This is a genomic window from Streptomyces coryli (assembly GCF_011044975.1).
Classification (GTDB): Bacteria; Actinomycetota; Actinomycetes; order Streptomycetales; family Streptomycetaceae; genus Streptomyces; species Streptomyces coryli.
Window position 1 is genome coordinate 1 of sequence record NZ_JAAKZV010000209.1, and the last position, 14,929, is coordinate 14,929.

At 70.9% G+C, this 14,929-nt stretch carries 18 protein-coding genes and 1 tRNA gene; 11 read left to right on the forward strand and 8 right to left on the reverse strand.

The window, feature by feature from the left end:
- Positions 1 to 686: LysR family transcriptional regulator (locus tag G5C51_RS31950; protein ID WP_165242507.1), on the reverse strand; the 686-nt coding region annotated here is incomplete at its 3' end.
- A 61-nt stretch (positions 687 to 747) separates the two neighbouring features.
- On the opposite strand from G5C51_RS31950, the gene G5C51_RS31955 reads away from it, so the two are divergent.
- Positions 748 to 1,743 carry an aldo/keto reductase gene (locus G5C51_RS31955; RefSeq protein ID WP_165242509.1) on the forward strand — a complete coding sequence of 332 codons (996 nt, stop codon included), beginning with the start codon at positions 748 to 750 and terminating at the stop codon, positions 1,741 to 1,743.
- Between the two features lie 7 nt (positions 1,744 to 1,750).
- On the opposite strand, the gene G5C51_RS31960 is transcribed toward G5C51_RS31955, so the two are convergent.
- The 3 genes from G5C51_RS31960 to G5C51_RS31970 form a co-directional block, all read right to left on the reverse strand.
- Positions 1,751 to 3,085, reverse strand: coding sequence for a radical SAM protein (locus tag G5C51_RS31960; protein WP_165242511.1), 1,335 nt, complete (start codon positions 3,083 to 3,085; stop codon positions 1,751 to 1,753).
- Positions 3,086 to 3,162: 77 nt separating this feature from the next.
- Positions 3,163 to 3,411: a hypothetical protein gene (locus G5C51_RS31965; RefSeq protein WP_165242513.1), complete on the reverse strand. Its 249-nt coding sequence runs from the start codon at positions 3,409 to 3,411 to the stop codon at positions 3,163 to 3,165.
- Positions 3,412 to 3,546: 135 nt separating this feature from the next.
- Positions 3,547 to 4,074 (reverse strand): SixA phosphatase family protein, encoded by a 528-nt coding sequence (locus G5C51_RS31970; RefSeq protein WP_338118378.1) that lies wholly within the window; start codon positions 4,072 to 4,074, stop codon positions 3,547 to 3,549.
- Between the two features lie 90 nt (positions 4,075 to 4,164).
- Here G5C51_RS31970 and G5C51_RS31975 point away from each other — a divergent pair, with 90 nt between their 5' ends.
- Positions 4,165 to 4,746, forward strand: a complete 582-nt coding sequence (locus G5C51_RS31975) for an HhH-GPD-type base excision DNA repair protein (protein WP_165242515.1) — start codon at positions 4,165 to 4,167, stop codon at positions 4,744 to 4,746.
- 117 nt (positions 4,747 to 4,863) lie between these two features.
- Positions 4,864 to 6,393: a M20/M25/M40 family metallo-hydrolase gene (locus G5C51_RS31980; protein WP_165242517.1), complete on the forward strand. Its 1,530-nt coding sequence runs from the start codon at positions 4,864 to 4,866 to the stop codon at positions 6,391 to 6,393.
- Between the two features lie 95 nt (positions 6,394 to 6,488).
- Here G5C51_RS31980 and G5C51_RS31985 read toward each other — a convergent pair whose 3' ends face one another.
- The gene (locus G5C51_RS31985; protein ID WP_165242519.1) at positions 6,489 to 8,078 is read right to left on the reverse strand and encodes a helicase HerA-like domain-containing protein; all 1,590 of its coding nucleotides are present in this window, start codon (positions 8,076 to 8,078) and stop codon (positions 6,489 to 6,491) included.
- 105 nt (positions 8,079 to 8,183) lie between these two features.
- On the opposite strand from G5C51_RS31985, the gene G5C51_RS31990 reads away from it, so the two are divergent.
- Both G5C51_RS31990 and G5C51_RS31995 read left to right on the forward strand, forming a co-directional pair.
- Positions 8,184 to 8,480, forward strand: coding sequence for a type II toxin-antitoxin system VapB family antitoxin (locus G5C51_RS31990; protein ID WP_003955420.1), 297 nt, complete (start codon positions 8,184 to 8,186; stop codon positions 8,478 to 8,480).
- A 90-nt stretch (positions 8,481 to 8,570) separates the two neighbouring features.
- Complete coding sequence (locus tag G5C51_RS31995; RefSeq protein WP_165242521.1) at positions 8,571 to 9,197, forward strand: LytR C-terminal domain-containing protein; 627 nt, start codon at positions 8,571 to 8,573, stop codon at positions 9,195 to 9,197.
- Between the two features lie 12 nt (positions 9,198 to 9,209).
- Here the strand turns inward: G5C51_RS31995 and upp are convergent, their stop codons facing one another.
- Positions 9,210 to 9,845 carry a uracil phosphoribosyltransferase gene (upp, locus tag G5C51_RS32000; protein WP_165242523.1) on the reverse strand — a complete coding sequence of 212 codons (636 nt, stop codon included), beginning with the start codon at positions 9,843 to 9,845 and terminating at the stop codon, positions 9,210 to 9,212.
- A gap of 64 nt (positions 9,846 to 9,909) precedes the next feature.
- On the opposite strand from upp, the gene G5C51_RS32005 reads away from it, so the two are divergent.
- The 4 genes from G5C51_RS32005 to G5C51_RS32020 all read left to right on the forward strand — a co-directional run bounded on the left by G5C51_RS32005 (position 9,910) and on the right by G5C51_RS32020 (position 11,441).
- On the forward strand, positions 9,910 to 10,107 hold the full coding sequence (locus G5C51_RS32005; RefSeq protein ID WP_165242525.1) for a hypothetical protein: 198 nt from the start codon (positions 9,910 to 9,912) through the stop codon (positions 10,105 to 10,107).
- Positions 10,108 to 10,277: 170 nt separating this feature from the next.
- Positions 10,278 to 10,826, forward strand: coding sequence for a tRNA adenosine deaminase-associated protein (locus G5C51_RS32010; RefSeq protein WP_165242527.1), 549 nt, complete (start codon positions 10,278 to 10,280; stop codon positions 10,824 to 10,826).
- Positions 10,827 to 10,888: 62 nt separating this feature from the next.
- Positions 10,889 to 11,344 carry a tRNA adenosine(34) deaminase TadA gene (gene tadA, locus G5C51_RS32015; RefSeq protein ID WP_165242529.1) on the forward strand — a complete coding sequence of 152 codons (456 nt, stop codon included), beginning with the start codon at positions 10,889 to 10,891 and terminating at the stop codon, positions 11,342 to 11,344.
- A gap of 10 nt (positions 11,345 to 11,354) precedes the next feature.
- Positions 11,355 to 11,441: transfer RNA gene (locus G5C51_RS32020), tRNA-Ser, on the forward strand.
- 40 nt (positions 11,442 to 11,481) lie between these two features.
- On the opposite strand, the gene G5C51_RS32025 is transcribed toward G5C51_RS32020, so the two are convergent.
- Positions 11,482 to 12,114, reverse strand: coding sequence for a hypothetical protein (locus tag G5C51_RS32025; RefSeq protein WP_165242531.1), 633 nt, complete (start codon positions 12,112 to 12,114; stop codon positions 11,482 to 11,484).
- A 175-nt stretch (positions 12,115 to 12,289) separates the two neighbouring features.
- On the opposite strand from G5C51_RS32025, the gene G5C51_RS32030 reads away from it, so the two are divergent.
- Together G5C51_RS32030 and G5C51_RS32035 are read left to right on the forward strand one after the other, a co-directional pair.
- Positions 12,290 to 13,027: an SDR family oxidoreductase gene (locus G5C51_RS32030; protein WP_165242533.1), complete on the forward strand. Its 738-nt coding sequence runs from the start codon at positions 12,290 to 12,292 to the stop codon at positions 13,025 to 13,027.
- Between the two features lie 127 nt (positions 13,028 to 13,154).
- The gene (locus tag G5C51_RS32035; protein ID WP_165242535.1) at positions 13,155 to 14,390 is read left to right on the forward strand and encodes an RICIN domain-containing protein; all 1,236 of its coding nucleotides are present in this window, start codon (positions 13,155 to 13,157) and stop codon (positions 14,388 to 14,390) included.
- Here the strand turns inward: G5C51_RS32035 and G5C51_RS32040 are convergent.
- The coding region (locus tag G5C51_RS32040; protein ID WP_165242537.1) for an RICIN domain-containing protein at positions 14,387 to 14,929 on the reverse strand (543 nt) is incomplete at its 5' end. The genes G5C51_RS32035 and G5C51_RS32040 overlap by 4 nt on opposite strands.

Here is a 14,929-nt window from a genome sequence, read left to right on the forward strand (position 1 = left end):
GCCTCGAAGACCTCCTCGGGCGACGCCGCCTCCACCCCGACGACCGGCTCCCGCCCGCCCCGCTCACCGGCCGCCAGCCAGAAGTCCCGCAGCGGCCCGGCGCTGCGCGGCAGCGCCACGAACGGCTCGTCCAGCAGCTCGGCGAAGTCGACCGCCTCCCGCCCGGCGAACCGGTGCCCGACCGGCAGCGCCACCCAACGCTCTTCGCGCGCAAGCACCTTGGCCCGCAGCCCGTCCCCCGGTACCGGCAGCCAGCAGAAGGCCACGTCGGACCCACCGTCCGCCAGCCCGGCGGTGGGGTCCTCCCAGCTCACCAGCCGCAGCGTGATCCGCCACCCGCGCTCCCGGAAGCCGCTCAGCACCCGCCGCTGCAAGTCCCGCCCGACGGCGGTCTGCATCCCCACGGTCAACGCCCCCGCGGGCCCGGCCCCCCGCGCCTCCCGTATCGCCTCGTCCCACGCCGTCCCGAGCTCCCGCGCCCGCGGCAGCAGCGCGGCACCCTGCGGCGTCAGCGCCACCTCCCGCGCCCGCCGCTCGAAGAGCGCGAAGCCCAACTGCCGTTCCAGCGCCCGGATCTGCTTCGACAGCGCGGGCTGCGATACGTACAGCCGCTCCGCCGCCCGGGTAAAACTCAACTCCTCCGCGACGGCGGCGAAGTAGCGCAGATCCCGCAGGTGGACGTCCATAACCACCGGTTATAGCAAAGGGTCTTGGACGCGCCCGCCCCCGGCCCCGCAGGATCAAGGCATGACGAAGCTTCCTTCCCGCACCCTCGGCTCCCTCACCACCTCCGCCATCGGTTACGGCGCGATGGTCCTCTCACCCGGCGTCTACGGCGAGACCGACGACGCCCGCGGCACCCGCGCGCTGCGGGCGGCCCTGGACGAGGGCGCCACGATGATCGACAGCTCCGACGCATACGGCCCCGACGGCCAGAACGAGCGCCTCATCGGCGAAGCCCTGCGCGGCCGCCGCGACGAGGCGGTGCTGGCCACGAAGTTCGGCCTCGCGATCCCCGAGGGCGCCGAGTCGCACCGCTACCCGGTCAACTACGCCTTCGGCGAGCTCGCGGTGAACGGCGACCCGAAGTACGTCCCGGGCTACGCCGAGTCCTCTCTCCGCAATCTGCAGACGGACCGCATCGACCTCTACTACGCCCACTTCCCCGACCCGCAGATCCCGCTGGAGGACACGGTCGGCGCCATGGCCGACCTGGTGCGGCAGGGCAAGGTCCGCCACCTCGGCCTCTCCAACATCACCGCGGACCAGCTCCGCCGCGCCCACGCCGTCCACCCGATCACGGCGGTGCAGACCCAGTGGTCGATGTGGACGCCGATCGCGGCCGACCTGCACGCGGCCGCAAGCGAGTTGGGCGTCGGCCTGGTGGCCTGGGGCCCGCTCGGTACGGGCTTCCTGACCGGCTCGGTCACCGACGTCGCCGAGGGCGACTTCCGCCGCAACATCGCCGCCTTCGACGACGCGAACCTCAAGAAGAACCACGACCGCTTCGCCCCGCTCCGCGCCATCGCCACGGACCTGGCCATCACCCCGGGCCAACTGGCCCTGGCCTGGCTCCTGCACCAGGACGCCCACGTCGTCCCGATCCCGGGCAGCCGCACCCCTTCGCACATCGCGGAGAATCTCGCGGCAGCGCGAGTGGATCTCCATGCGGACACGCTGACGCGGATCACGGAGGCCCTGAAGGGCCTGGCCCCGGAAGGCGGCGCCAGGCTCCTGGGGTGACGGCGGACTACGCCCGCGCCGGCGCATCCTCCGTCGTCAGGCTGTCCATGAAGGAGCTCACCGAGAAGACGGCGTTGCCAGGCCCGGGCGGCCCGTAACCGGGAGGCGACGACAGCCCATGCCGCTCCAGCGCGGAGCGATACGTGTCCAGCAGCTGAATGTGGTACTCCAGCGGCGCCCCGTTCGGGTTCTCCTTCCCGAGCGGGGTCGTCGGCTCCGGGCACCAGGTGGTGAAGCGCGGCACGATGCCGTGCGACATGAAGAAGTCCAGGCCCTCCTTCGTCGACGCGATCGCCGCGTCCACCGTCTCGAAGCCGGACGGCGCGGCCATCTCCACGCCAGCGACGAAGTTCGGGATCACATTCTCGGGCCCGAAGATCTCCGCCGAATCCAGGATCCGGCGGTGCCACTCCTCGCGCCCGACGTAGCGCTCCTTGCCGGGGCAGTAGAGCTCGAAGAGCCGCTTGTCCCACACCTCGAAGTTCGGGTGGTAGATCTGGACGCCGTAGTCCTTGAAGCGCTTGACGTCGTCCTTCGGCAGTGCCTGGGCGACGACCTTGCCGATCCAGCGGCCCGGGTAGCGCTCCTCGATGACCTTCGCGTACGACCCGTAGAAGTCGGCCTCGTCCTTGCCGCCGACCTTCGAGGTGATCGCGCCGCCGGTCAGGGTGTACGCCTGCGAGGTCTGCGCGGTGTCGTAGCGGTTGATGATGTCGAGCGCCTCGATGATCTCGTCGCTCGGCTTCACGCCGGTGTACGGCCGGCCTGCCGCCTTGTGCTGGCGCCAGTTGTGGTTGATGTCGCAGTACTGGCACTCCTCCTTGTGCCCGAAGTACTGGCACACCCGGAAGACCGTCAGATAGATCAGGTAGCCCCACTGGATGGTGGGCGCGACCTCCATCACGGACTTCCCGTTGGAGAGCTTGTGCCGGTAGTACTCCGGCATCGGCGGCACACCCACGTCGGAGATCCGCACGCCCTCCAGATACAGCCCGAGGCTGCCGTCCTCACCGGCCCTGACGCGATACGGCGAGGTGGGGTTCAGGCGCACCGACACGACGGTCCTGCGCAGGTCGTACGGGCCGCCGGTGAGGACGATCTCCTCCGGCGGGCGGTTCAGCGCGGCCGCGCCCAGCTCGGGCAGCGTCCGGTGGTCGAAGGAGAAGATGAAGTATGACTTCGGCTTGACGTCACCGTCGTCACCGCCGCTGAGCGCGGAGTCGTCGAAGGCGACGCCGCCGCGCAGCAGGTCCTCCTTGAAGACCGCTTCCCGTGGCACGTGCGGATAGCGCTCCATGAGCGACTCGACGAGTGCGGTGCGGCTGCGTGCGGCATTCTCCATCCCTCGATGGTGCCACTTCCCCGCGACAGTCCCGCGCGGGGCCCCCGGCGCCGGGTGCCGGGGGCCGCCGGGATGCCTCACATCGGCATCGGAATGACCAGCCACTTCACGAGCGGGGCGTGCACCTCGACGATGTGGCCGTCGCGGAAGACCTTGGTGAAGGTCAGCGACTCCATGTCCTTCTTCACCCAGTCAATGGCGCCCACCGCGTCCGTCGGCGGCTCCTGCGCCGCCGCCTGCGCCTGACCGGCGCCGAGGAGCGGGACCGCCGCGACCGCGCCGACGGCGACCATCCGCTGGAGGGTGCGCTTGCGTGCTGTGCTCATAGGTCGTTTCCTGCTTTCCGGAACATCTCCGCCATTTCTGGCAGGACCGAAGAATCGGACTCTCAGCACGGAAACGACACATAGCGAATCAGGGCACCGCGGCCGCGCACCGATTCACCCCGGAGGACGCAGCCCTCAGCCCTTCGGCCCCCGCGGCACCGCGAAGTCCGTGAGCCGCGCGGCCCCGGGCGCCAGCTCGCCCCAGGCGGCTCCGGTACGGAGCACCGCGAGCGCGCAGGTCGGGAACTTCTCCCGCACCTGCTCGACCTCGCCCGCCCCCTGCCCGGCCAGCGTCAGCACGAGCTCCTGCACCCCGGGGTTGTGCCCGACCAGCAGCACCGTCCGGGTCCCGGCCGCCGCCTCCCGTACGACCGCGAGCAGCTCGTCCGCGGTCGCCGCGTACAGCCGCTCGTCGTACCGCGCGGCGGGCGCGCTGTCGCCGAGCTGCTCCGCGGCGAGGTCCCAGGTCTCCCGGGTGCGTACGGCATCGGAGCACAGCACCGCGTCGGGGACGATCCCGGCCGCGTGCAGCCACGCTCCGGCCTCGGGGGCATCCCGCACCCCCCGGTCCTCCAGCGGCCGTTCGTGATCGGCCACCCCTTCCGGCCATGCGGACTTCGCATGCCGGAGCACCACAAGACACCGGGCGTCGTCGTCACTCACACCTTCAGCCTAGGACCGCGGTCTGTGAGCGCAACGCCACGTGGGCTGAGCGTGGGACTCACCCCGGTACCCACCCCATATGCTGCCCCCATGCGCAAGACCCTCCGCCTCGCCCAGAACCCCGACGCGGACGAGCTGCTCGGCCGCAGCCCGCTCGCCGCCCTCGTCGGCATGCTGCTGGACCAGCAGGTCCCGATGGAGTGGGCCTTCTCCGGCCCGTACACGATCGCGCAGCGCATGAAGACGGACGATCTCGACGCGCACGAGATCGCGGCCCGCGACCCGGAGGAGTTCGCGGCGCTGCTCAGCGAGAAGCCGGCCGTGCACCGCTACCCGGGCTCGATGGCCAAGCGGATCCAGCAGCTGTGCGCGTATCTCGTCGAGCACTACGACGGCGACGCCGAGGCGGTCTGGAAGGACGCCGCCAGTGGCAAGGAACTGCTCAAGCGCCTCAACGAGCTGCCGGGCTTCGGGAAGCAGAAGGCGCAGATCTTCCTCGCCCTGCTCGGCAAGCAGCTCGGCGTCACACCCACCGGCTGGCGCGAGGCGGCCGGCGCGTACGGGGAGAAGGACGCGCACCGCTCCGTCGCGGACATCACCGGGCCCGAGTCGCTCACCAAAGTGCGGGCGTTCAAGCAAGAGGCCAAACGGGCCGCGAAACAGGCTAAGTAGGACCGGATAACAAAAGCCTCACCCCATTCCCCAAACCGCACCAAGCCGCTAGCTTTCGCTCACGCACTTCGCACTTCGCTTTCCGCTCCGCCGATCGCGCCCGGGAAGGGATCACACGTGAGCCATCGAAGAGTCACCGCTGCGCTCGCAGCCGCCGCTCTCGCCACCCCGCTGCTCATAGCAAGCACCGCCACCGCCGCCCCCGACCACGGGGGCCATGCCGCGAGCCTCGCCAAAAAGCTCGTACGCGCCTCCGACGCCAAGGACGCGCACCGTCATCTGGAGGCGCTCCAGGCCATCGCGGACGCCAGCGACGACACCCGCGCCGCCGGCACAGCGGGGTATGACAGGTCCGCCGCGTACGTCTACAAGACGCTCAAGCGGGCCGGCTACAAGGTCAGTTACGACACGTTCAAGTTCACCTACGTCGAGACGCTCGCCGAGAAGCTGTCCGTCGTCTCGCCGACGCCGGGTGACGTCGAGATCAGGGCGATGACGTACACCAAGTCCACCCCTGCGGGCGGGATCACGGCGGCCCTCGCGGCAGCGCCCGTGGACGCCGACGGCACCAACGGCTGCACCGCCTCCGACTACGCGGCCGGCGCCTTCACCGGCAAGATCGCGCTGATCAAGCGCGGCGGCTGCACCTTCGCCGAGAAGCAGGCGGCCGCCGCCGGGGCCGGCGCCGTGGGCGCGGTCATCTACAACAACGTCGAGGGCACCCTCAGCGGCACCCTCAGCGACCCGGCCGCCGCCAAGATCCCCACCGGCGGCATCAGCATGGCCGCGGGCGAGGCCCTCGCCGCGCAGGTCGCGGCCGGTCCCGTCCAGGTCACCATGGACGTACGGCAGCTGCTGGAGGAGCGCGAGACCACCAACGTCCTCGCCGAGACCCGCGGCGGTGACGCCGACAAGACCGTCATGCTCGGCGCCCACCTCGACTCCGTCCAGGAAGGCCCCGGCATCAACGACAACGGCTCCGGGTCCGCCGGCCTCCTCGAGGTCGCGAAGTCCCTTGCCGACTCGCACGCCAAGGTCAAGCACAAGGTCCGCTTCGCCTTCTGGGGCGCCGAGGAGCTCGGCCTGATCGGCTCCACCGACTACGTCGGCCGGCTCACCGAGGCCCAGCAGAAGCAGATCAAGCTGTACCTCAACTTCGACATGATCGCCTCGCCGAACTACGGCCTCTTCGTCTACGACGGCGACGACTCCGACGGCGTCGGCGCGGGCCCGGGCCCCGAGGGCTCGGCCCAGCTGGAGAAGCAGATCACCGACTTCATGGACGCCCGCGGCCTGCCGCACGAGGGCACGGACTTCTCCGGGCGCTCGGACTACGGCCCGTTCATCGAGGTCGGCATCCCGTCCGGCGGTACGTTCACCGGCGCCGAGGGCATCAAGACGCCCGCGCAGGCGGCGAAGTTCGGCGGCGAGGCGGGCGCGGCGTACGACGCGTGCTACCACGCGGCGTGCGACGACATCGACAACATCTCGATGCGCGCCTTCGACGCCAACATCGACGTCATCGCCAACGCCGTGGGCACCTACGCCCTCGACCTCAGCGCGCTGACCGCTCCGGCCGCCTCCGCCCCGACCGCGGGCGGCGACACCGGCGGCGGCGGCCTGCACGGCGACCACGCCACCGAGTAACCACACAGGGGGACCAGAGCGCGGTACGGGCCCGGGGCAGGTCGCCGGGCCCGTACCGCCGTTTTACGGGGCGGCGGACTGCGGTGCTACGGACCTCAGCGCCGCCGCGTGCCGAACAGCGTCCGGCTGATCTCCCGCCCCAGCTGCGTCCCCATCGACCGGGCGAGGGACTTGAAGATCCCGCTGCCCACCACCTGGTCGACAATCCCCTCCGGCGCCGCCGCCTTCGCCTCCTTGGCCGCCTTCGCCTCGGCGGCCTGCGCCTCGGCCGCCGCCACCGCCTGCGCCTCCTCGGCCTCGTGCGCCGCCTTCGCCGCCTCAAGACGCTCGTACGCCGACTCCCGGTCCACGGCCTCCGCGTACCGCCCGTACAGCAGCGACGCCTTCGCCGCCGCGTCCACGGCGTCGTCCCCCAGCGGCCCCATCCGCGACCGCGGCGCCCGCAACCGCGTCGCCGCCACCGGCGTCGGCGCCCCGCTCTCGCTCATCACGGTCATCACCGCCTCACCGGTGCCGAGCGTGGTGAGCACCTCCTCGAGGTCGTACTCGGAGGTCGGGAAGGTCTTCACGGCGGCCTTGAGATTCCGCTGGTCGGTGGGCGTATGGGCGCGCAGCGCGTGCTGCACGCGATTGGCCAGCTGGGCCAGCACGTCCTCGGGCACGTCCTTCGGCGTCTGCGTCACGAAGAAGACCCCGACCCCCTTGGACCGGATCAGCCGCACGGTCTGCACGATCGACTCGAGGAAGGCCTTCGACGCGTCCTTGAAGAGCAGATGCGCCTCGTCGAAGAAGAACACCAGCTTCGGCCGCTCGGCGTCCCCCACCTCCGGCAGCGTCTGGAAGAGCTCGGCCAGCAGCCACATCAGGAAGGTCGAGAAGACCTGCGGCTGCTCCCGTACGGACGGCAGCTCCAGTACGGACATCACCCCGCGCCCGTCGGCGTGCGTCCGCAGCAGCTCGCTCGTGTCGAAGGCGGGCTCCCCGAAGAACAGGTCGGCGCCCTGCGCCTCGAAGGCGGTGACGGTGCGCTGCAGCACGCCCATGGTGGCGCTGGAGATCCCGCCGAGCTCCTTCAGCTCGGCCTTCCCCTCATCGGTGGTGAGGTAGGCGAGCACCGCCCGCAGATCCTTGAGGTCGACGAGCTCGAGACCCTTGCCGTCGGCGTAATGGAAGATCAGGGCGAGGGACTGCTCCTGGGTCTGGTTCAGCCCGAGCACCTTGGCGAGCAGCAGCGGCCCAAAGTCGGTGACGGTGGCGCGCAGCGGGATGCCGCTCCCCGCACCGCCGAGCGAATAGAACTCCGCGGGGAAGGCCTCGGGCTCCCACTCCTGCCCGATCTCGCCCATCCTTTGCGAGATCTTGTCATTCGCGTCCCCGGCCGCCGCGACGCCGGAGACATCGCCCTTGATGTCGGCGAGGAAGACGGGCACCCCACCCGCGGAGAGCTGCTCGGCGAGCAGCTGGAGGGTGACGGTCTTACCCGTACCGGTGGCACCGGCGACGAGCCCGTGCCGATTCATCATGCCGAGTGGAATCCGCACCGGAGCACCGGGATACGGGGTCCCCTCCCACAGCGCGGCGCCCAGCTCCAGCGCCGGCCCGTCGAAGGCGTACCCGGCGGCGATGGCGGCGACCTGCCCGGGAAGCCCGCTCGTCGCCGCGGGGGCGGTCAGGTCCTCGGTCATCCCAGCCTCCGCACCACAGGCCCGATCCGTTATGCCATGGTTTGCCAGCATTGCATCCGTGCAGCACGGCTGCGCCCCGGCCGGTGCTCCCGGTAGGCTTTCCGTGTGATCTTCAAGCGCATCGGAAACGGCCGGCCGTACCCCGACCACGGCCGGGAGAGCACCCGGCAGTGGGCGGACGTCGCCCCACGCCCGGTGCGGCTGGACCAGCTCGTCACCACCAAGGGGCAGCTCGATCTCGAGACGCTGCTCGCGGAGGACTCGACCTTCTACGGCGACCTCTTCGCCCACGTGGTGAAGTGGCAGGGCGACCTGTATCTGGAGGACGGCCTGCACCGCGCCGTCCGGGCCGCGCTGCAGCAGCGCCAGGTGCTGCACGCGCGGGTGCTGGAGCTGGGCTGAGCGCCCGCCCGTTACCCCGTTCAGGCGGCGTCTTCACCCGCCATTGATCGTTTAGTAGGCATGGACCGGTAACCGCACTACCCTGCGCTTATGAGCATGCTCACGCCCCCCGGCATGGGCGGGAAATACAAGATCAAGGGCACCAAGTACCCGCAGATGCGGCGCAGCCGCACCAAGCGCAGGGTGCTGCTCCTGACCGCGTCCGCCGCCCTGCTCGCGCTGCTCGCCTGGGGGTCCGTGCAGCTCGTCTCCGCGTTCTCCGGCGACGGATCCAAGGACACCGCCGCCGGCAAGAAGCACTGCGCCTCGCCGTCGGCGGCGAAGCTCCCCAAGCCCGCGCCGCTGCCGAAGCCGGACACCATCAAGGTGAACGTCCTGAACGCCACCACCCGCTCGGGCCTCGCCGACAAGACGGCCAAGACGCTGGAGAAGCGCGGCTTCGACATCGGCGAGGTGGGCAATGCGCCGAAGGAATACGACAAGAAGGTGGACGGCCCCGGGATCCTGCTCGGCTCCAAGCAGGCGGCCGAAGGCCCGCTGAAGGTGCTCGGCACACAGCTGGACGGCGCGCAGCCGAAGACGGACGGCCGCAAGGGCAACGATGTGGACCTGATCCTCGGCCAGGAGTTCGTCACGCTGGCCAAGGAGAAGCAGGCGCAGGCGGCCCTGAAGATCCTGACGAAGCCGCCGGCCCCGAAGCCGACGCGGACCTGCTAGCGAGTAGCTGCGCTAGTCCGCGACCCCGTACATCCGGTCCCCGGCGTCACCGAGCCCCGGCACGATGTACCCGTTCTCATTCAGTCGCTCGTCCACCGAGGCGGTCACGACCGTCACTGGCGTGCCCGCCAGCTCGGCCTCCATCGCCTCGATGCCCTCGGGCGCCGCCAGCAGGCAGATCGCGGTGACGTCGTCGGCGCCCCGCTTGATCAGCTCCTTGATCGACACGATCAGCGTGCCGCCGGTCGCCAGCATCGGGTCGAGCACGTAGACCTGCCGCCCGGACAGGTCGTCCGGCAGCCGGTTCGCGTACGTGCTGGGCTGCAGCGTCTCCTCGTCGCGGATCAGCCCGAGGAAGCCGACCTCGGCCGTCGGCAGCAGCCGCACCATGCCCTCGAGCATCCCCAGCCCGGCCCGCAGAATCGGCACCACGATCGGCCGCGGCCGCGCCAGCCGCACCCCCGTGGTGGCGGTCACCGGCGTGACGATGTCCGCCTGCTCGGTGCGCACATCCCGGGTCGCCTCGTACGCCAGCAGCGTGACCAGCTCATCGGCAAGCCGCCGAAAGGTCGGGGAGTCAGTGCGCTCGTCGCGCAGCGTGGTGAGTTTGTGCGCCACCAACGGGTGGTCGACGACGTGTATGCGCATGCCTTGACCCTAGCCGAGAAAGCGGGAGGGGCAGAAGTCGTACGGAAGTGGGCAAACTGGACTCATGGCCGACCGTCGTGGTGACCGCGATCTCCGTACCGGCGAGCCGCTTCGTGAGCCCGCCGCGCAGCGGTTGCGGCGGCGGGCCCGTTTTCTGCGTGAGCTGGATGAGGCGCAGGAGCTGCGCGCGCGAGTGCAGCCGCGGCGGGCCCGGGTGGCCCGGATGCGCCGGGAATACCGGATGCGGACGTTCCGCTGGTAGGGGTCAGCGGGATTTCCGTTGGACGACGCAGCGCGGAAGACCCCGCGCAGCACAAAAGTTTCTGCCACGATGCGGAGGTGGGCGGGCTCCCGGGGGGACCCGGGGGAGAGAAGCACCTGATTTCTCGCGCCGCCCGGCCCAGCACACCTAGGACCAGTGGGAGAGTCACGGTGTACTTCGCCGCACTGCTCGCGCGCACCGAAGACGGGTGGGAAGCGAGCGACACAGAGCTCGATGACGTGGAGACGCTGGACGACCTGGCCGACCTGGCCCGCGAGTCGTCGAGCGATGACGAAGAGACGGTGCTGGTCTTCATCGAGCAGGAGGACGCCTGGTTCGGCGTCGTCCGGGTCGACGGCGAGGAAGACCCCCGCATCTTCGTCTCGGACGCGTCCGCGGCCGCCCGCAGCTCGTACGGGGAGATCCTGCTCACCGACGATCTGCTCGGCCGGGACCCGGAGGAGGCCGAAGACCTCGACCAGCTGACCGACCTCGACGGCACCGAGGACGGCGAGCCGGACGCGGACGACGACGACAGCGACGACGCGAGCACGGGGTCCGGCGGCTCCGCGGTCCCGTCGGGGCCGGTCGGCGATCCGCAGCTGCTCGACGACCTCGGCGTATCCGAGAAGGAGCTGCTGTCCCTCTCGGACGTGGACGCACTCAATACGATCGCGGACGTCCTGGGCGCCGCCGACGTCCTGGAGGCCGTCCGCTGACCGCCCCGCCCGACCCGGTCACCGGGCAGCCCGACCCCCTGCGCGACCGCTGGGTCCCGGCCATGCGCCAGGCCCTGGCGGAGGCCGGGGCGGCGCCGGCGACCGGCGACGTGCCGGTCGGCGCCGTCGTCCTCGGCCCGGACGGCACCGTCCTCGGCCGCGGCCGCAACGAGCGCGAGGCCACCGGCGACCCGACCGCGCACGCCGAGGTGCTGGCCGTACGCCAGGCCGCGAAGCACCTCGGCGAATGGCGGCTGACCGGCTGCACGCTGGTCGTGACGCTGGAGCCGTGCACCATGTGCGCGGGCGCCGCCGTGCTCGCGCGCCTGGACCGGGTGGTCTACGGCGCCATCGACGAGAAGGCGGGCGCGGCGGGGTCCCTGTGGGACGTCATCCGCGACCGCCGCCTCAACCACCGCCCCGAGGTCATCCACGGCGTCCTGGCCGAGGAGTGCGGCGGCCTGCTGACGTCGTTCTTCCGGGAATCCGATTTCAGACCACACCGCCCCGTGGGTTAGGCTTCCTCTCGGTAGCGTGTCCGAGCGGCCGAAGGAGCTCGCCTCGAAAGCGAGTGTTGGGGCAACTCAACCGTGGGTTCAAATCCCACCGCTACCGCTTCTGGAGGGCGGGTCCGTTGACGGGCCCGCCCTTCGTGCTAGTGGGCCAGCTCTTCCACCAGCCAGGAGCCGAGCTCCTCGGTGACCAGCGGGCCTCCGGGGTTGCGGGCGCCGGTCTTGGTGAAGTCGAACGGGCCCTCGTGGGTGAGGTCCAGCTCGCTGGTGAAGTCGCCGCTGACTATCCCGAGCTTGCGAGGTATGCCCGGCCAGTCGCCCATCTGGTTCAGTTCGTTGGCCTCCTGCTCGGTGGGCGCCGTTTCGTTGTACGAGAAGAACGTCGCGGTGTCGTGATACATCCGCATGCGCTCCAGCTTGACGAGGGCATAACGGGCGGCCAGGGCCCCCCTGCCGATACCGCCCGCGACCAAGGGGGCGTTGCCGCTCCGTTCGGCCTGCGCCCTTTGGACGCAGTCCGTAACGGCCTGGGCCAGGTCGCGTAGCTGGGCATTGCCGTCGTTGTAGCCGACCAGGATCACATCAAGGCCCTGCGCGCGCAGCGCCGCGAGCAGTGAGTACGAGGTGTGATCGACGCCGGCTTCGAATGCGGCCAGGTCCGTCGCGCCTGTCCCTCCCGCGCCGGCCAGGATGACCGGCCTCATGATGCCGCTGTCGCTCGCGGGAAAGACCCGCGCTGTTCCGGTGCTCAGCTTCCATTCCTGCGCCGCTGCCATAGCTCCTCCAAGAGGATGTGGTGCAGACGGATGCGGTCGACGGGCGACGCTAACGACGCGGCCGGCCCCTCGCCATGGGACCAAGGGGCCACGCTTCGCGCCGGACCGGCCCCTTGCGCCGGCTGCACCCGCTTCACGACAGGCGAGGCGGCGGGGGTTCGGCAACCATGGATGGATGGCTGACAGAACTCCTCGGGTGGCACTGGTGACGGGTGGTTCCGGCGGTATCGGCAAGGCCGTCGTGGAGCGGCTCGCGGCGGACGGATTCGCCGTCGGGATGCACTATGCCGGGAATCAGGCGAAGGCCGATGCCCTGGCCGCGCAGATCAGCGACTCCGGCGGCCGGGCGGTCACGGTCGCGGGCGACGTTGCCGACGAAGGGGCCATGGAGACCGCGTTCGACGACGTGGAAGCCGCGTTCGGCGGGGTCGACGTGGCCGTGAATACGGCCGGGATCATGGCGCTCTCCCCGGTCGCGGACTACGACCTGGAGCAGTTCGACCGGATCGTGCGCACGAACCTGCGCGGCGCGTTCGTCGTCTCGCAGCAGGCCGCCCGGCGGGTGCGCACGGGCGGGGCGATCATCAATTTCTCCACCTCCGTGACCCGCTCCCGCTTCCCCGGCTACGGCCCGTACGTGGCGACCAAGGCCGCGGTGGAGGCCCTGACGCTGATCCTCGCGCGCGAGCTGCGCGGCAAGGACATCACCGTCAACACCGTCGCCCCCGGGCCCACGGCCACGCCGCTGTTCCTCGACGGCAAGGACGAGGAGTCCATCGGCGCCCTGGCGCAGGCGCCCCCGCTCGAGCGCCTCGGTCAGCCTGAGGACATCGCCGAGGCGGTCGCGTTTCTCGCCGGCCCCGCCCGCTGGATCAACGGGCAGACCCTCTTCGCCAACGGCGGCCTCGCCTGATCGCCGAGCGCCGAGTCGCCGAGTCTTCATGGGCCCTTAAGCGTTGATTACGAAGCGATAACGCCGCGGGCTCGTACGCTCAAAGATCGCTTTCCTCCTGTGACCCCCACTTGCAGGAGGAAGAACCTTGAGCAGCAGAGGACGGCACCGGACATCCCGGTGGAAGCTCACCGGCGGCGCGGCCGCCGCGGCCATCGCGCTGACCTGGACCGCGATGGGCATGCCCGGCTGGGCGAGCGAGGACGGCGCGCAGAGCGCCGCCGAGGCGGCCGCCGCGACCAAGACCGCCGCTGTCGGCGCGGTCGCGTGCGACGACGGCGAGGAAGGCGACGGCAAGGGGCGCTATCAGCCCGTGTACGTCTACCGGGCCGAGGGCGGTGCGCGGGAGAGCGGGCCCGCGGCGGTCCGCCAGGTCATATGGGACGTCGACCAGACCTTTGAGGCCAGCGCGAAGCGGTACGCCGGTTACAACGAGAGCCGCCGGCCCCGCTTCGTACAGGACGAGGACTGCAAGCCCACCGTGATGAGCGTGGCCGTCGAGGGACTCGGCGAGGAGCACGCCATGGGCGACGTGCGCGAGAAGGCGCAGGAGGCGGTGCGGCAGAAGGTCGGCGCGGGCGCCGACGAGTGGCTGGAGACCCACCGGCTGCTGCTCTTCTACGACACGGGCAAGCCGGACGGCTGCGGCACGGCCGGGGCGCCGGGGCCCGATTCCCGCGCCGATTCGCACAGCGGCTGGGCCGAGGTGTCCTGGGACTGCGCCGGTGAGGGCGCGATGACGCACGAGATGATCCACAACTTCGGGGTCACCCACTGCGACGAGGACAAGGCCCAGGGGAACGACCCCATTTGCCGCGGCTACGACGAGACGCCGCGCTGCTCGTCCCCGCGCTCCGGTGCCGTACTGGACTGCGGGCGCGACGACTTCGCGTACTTCCACCCGCGCCCGGCGAAGGGCACCCCGCTGGCCGGGAAGCCGGCGCAGAACGTGGCCCGGAGCCCGTATCTGATCAGCGACAAGGCCGCGCAGCCGGTGGCGGCGCGGCTGGCCGACGCGGAGGGCGGCAAGTGCCTTGCCCCCGACGGTGATGGGCTGACGCTGGCCGCCTGCGGTGGCGACGATCAGACGTGGGTGCGGGAGATCAGCGGGCACGGCTGGTTCAAGTTCAAGCTCGGCGAGAAGTGCCTGGCCAAGGGCGAGGGCGGCAGCCCGGTGCTCGAGGCGTGCGCCAAGACGGCCGGACAGCACTGGTGGGTCGAGGAGAACCAGGGCGATGCCCGTAACGGCTACGGCATCGTGCACCGGAGCGGCGGGGAGCCGGTCGCGGTGGACGGGGCGAAGACGTTCGTGATGAAGGGCTAGTCGCCGAAGGCGATGCCTTCGTAACGGAAGCGGAGCGACGGCGAGTTGTAGTAATTCGCCGTCGTTCCGATGTCCGGGTCGTGCGGGTCGCCCTCGGCGGCGGCGTGCCAGTCGTCGAGGCCGAGGAAGTACAGGCCGCTGCCCTTCTGCGCGAAGGCGACGCGGTCGCTGCCCCCGGTGCGGAAGTACGTCCAGCGCGCCGTGGTCGCGTCGTCGCGGCAGGCGCCGCGCCGCTGCCGCACCGGGGCGCCGTCTTTCTCCTCGCCGGAGTGCGCGAGACACATCCCGGTCGCGTAATTCCGGATCCGCACCTCCTGCGCCGGCCGGTCGACCAGCAGCTCCCACCGCTGGCTGCGCCCACCGTCACAGGCGGTCTCGTACGGCTCGGCGCCCTCGTCCGCCGCGATGTCCATGCAGCGGCCGGTGGCGGCTAGGGGGAGCGCGACGCGGTCGGCTGCGGCTGGGGACCAGGTCGGGGGCGGGGCGGCTTTGTCGGACTGCCGGCTGGGCTTGCTATTGCTACGGGACGGGCTCGGGTC

Excerpts from the sequence above, each read along its gene's own strand:
- G5C51_RS31955 (WP_165242509.1), top strand. The coding sequence starts at position 748 with ATGACGAAGCTTCCTTCCCGCACCCTCGGCTCCCTCACCACCTCCGCC.
- G5C51_RS31960 (WP_165242511.1), bottom strand. The coding sequence starts at position 3,085 with ATGGAGAATGCCGCACGCAGCCGCACCGCACTCGTCGAGTCGCTCATG.
- G5C51_RS31965 (WP_165242513.1), bottom strand. The coding sequence starts at position 3,411 with ATGAGCACAGCACGCAAGCGCACCCTCCAGCGGATGGTCGCCGTCGGC.
- G5C51_RS31975 (WP_165242515.1), top strand. The coding sequence starts at position 4,165 with ATGCGCAAGACCCTCCGCCTCGCCCAGAACCCCGACGCGGACGAGCTG.
- G5C51_RS31985 (WP_165242519.1), bottom strand. The coding sequence starts at position 8,078 with ATGACCGAGGACCTGACCGCCCCCGCGGCGACGAGCGGGCTTCCCGGG.
- G5C51_RS31995 (WP_165242521.1), top strand. The coding sequence starts at position 8,571 with ATGAGCATGCTCACGCCCCCCGGCATGGGCGGGAAATACAAGATCAAG.
- upp (WP_165242523.1), bottom strand. The coding sequence starts at position 9,845 with ATGCGCATACACGTCGTCGACCACCCGTTGGTGGCGCACAAACTCACC.
- G5C51_RS32005 (WP_165242525.1), top strand. The coding sequence starts at position 9,910 with ATGGCCGACCGTCGTGGTGACCGCGATCTCCGTACCGGCGAGCCGCTT.
- tadA (WP_165242529.1), top strand. The coding sequence starts at position 10,889 with ATGCGCCAGGCCCTGGCGGAGGCCGGGGCGGCGCCGGCGACCGGCGAC.
- G5C51_RS32025 (WP_165242531.1), bottom strand. The coding sequence starts at position 12,114 with ATGGCAGCGGCGCAGGAATGGAAGCTGAGCACCGGAACAGCGCGGGTC.
- G5C51_RS32030 (WP_165242533.1), top strand. The coding sequence starts at position 12,290 with ATGGCTGACAGAACTCCTCGGGTGGCACTGGTGACGGGTGGTTCCGGC.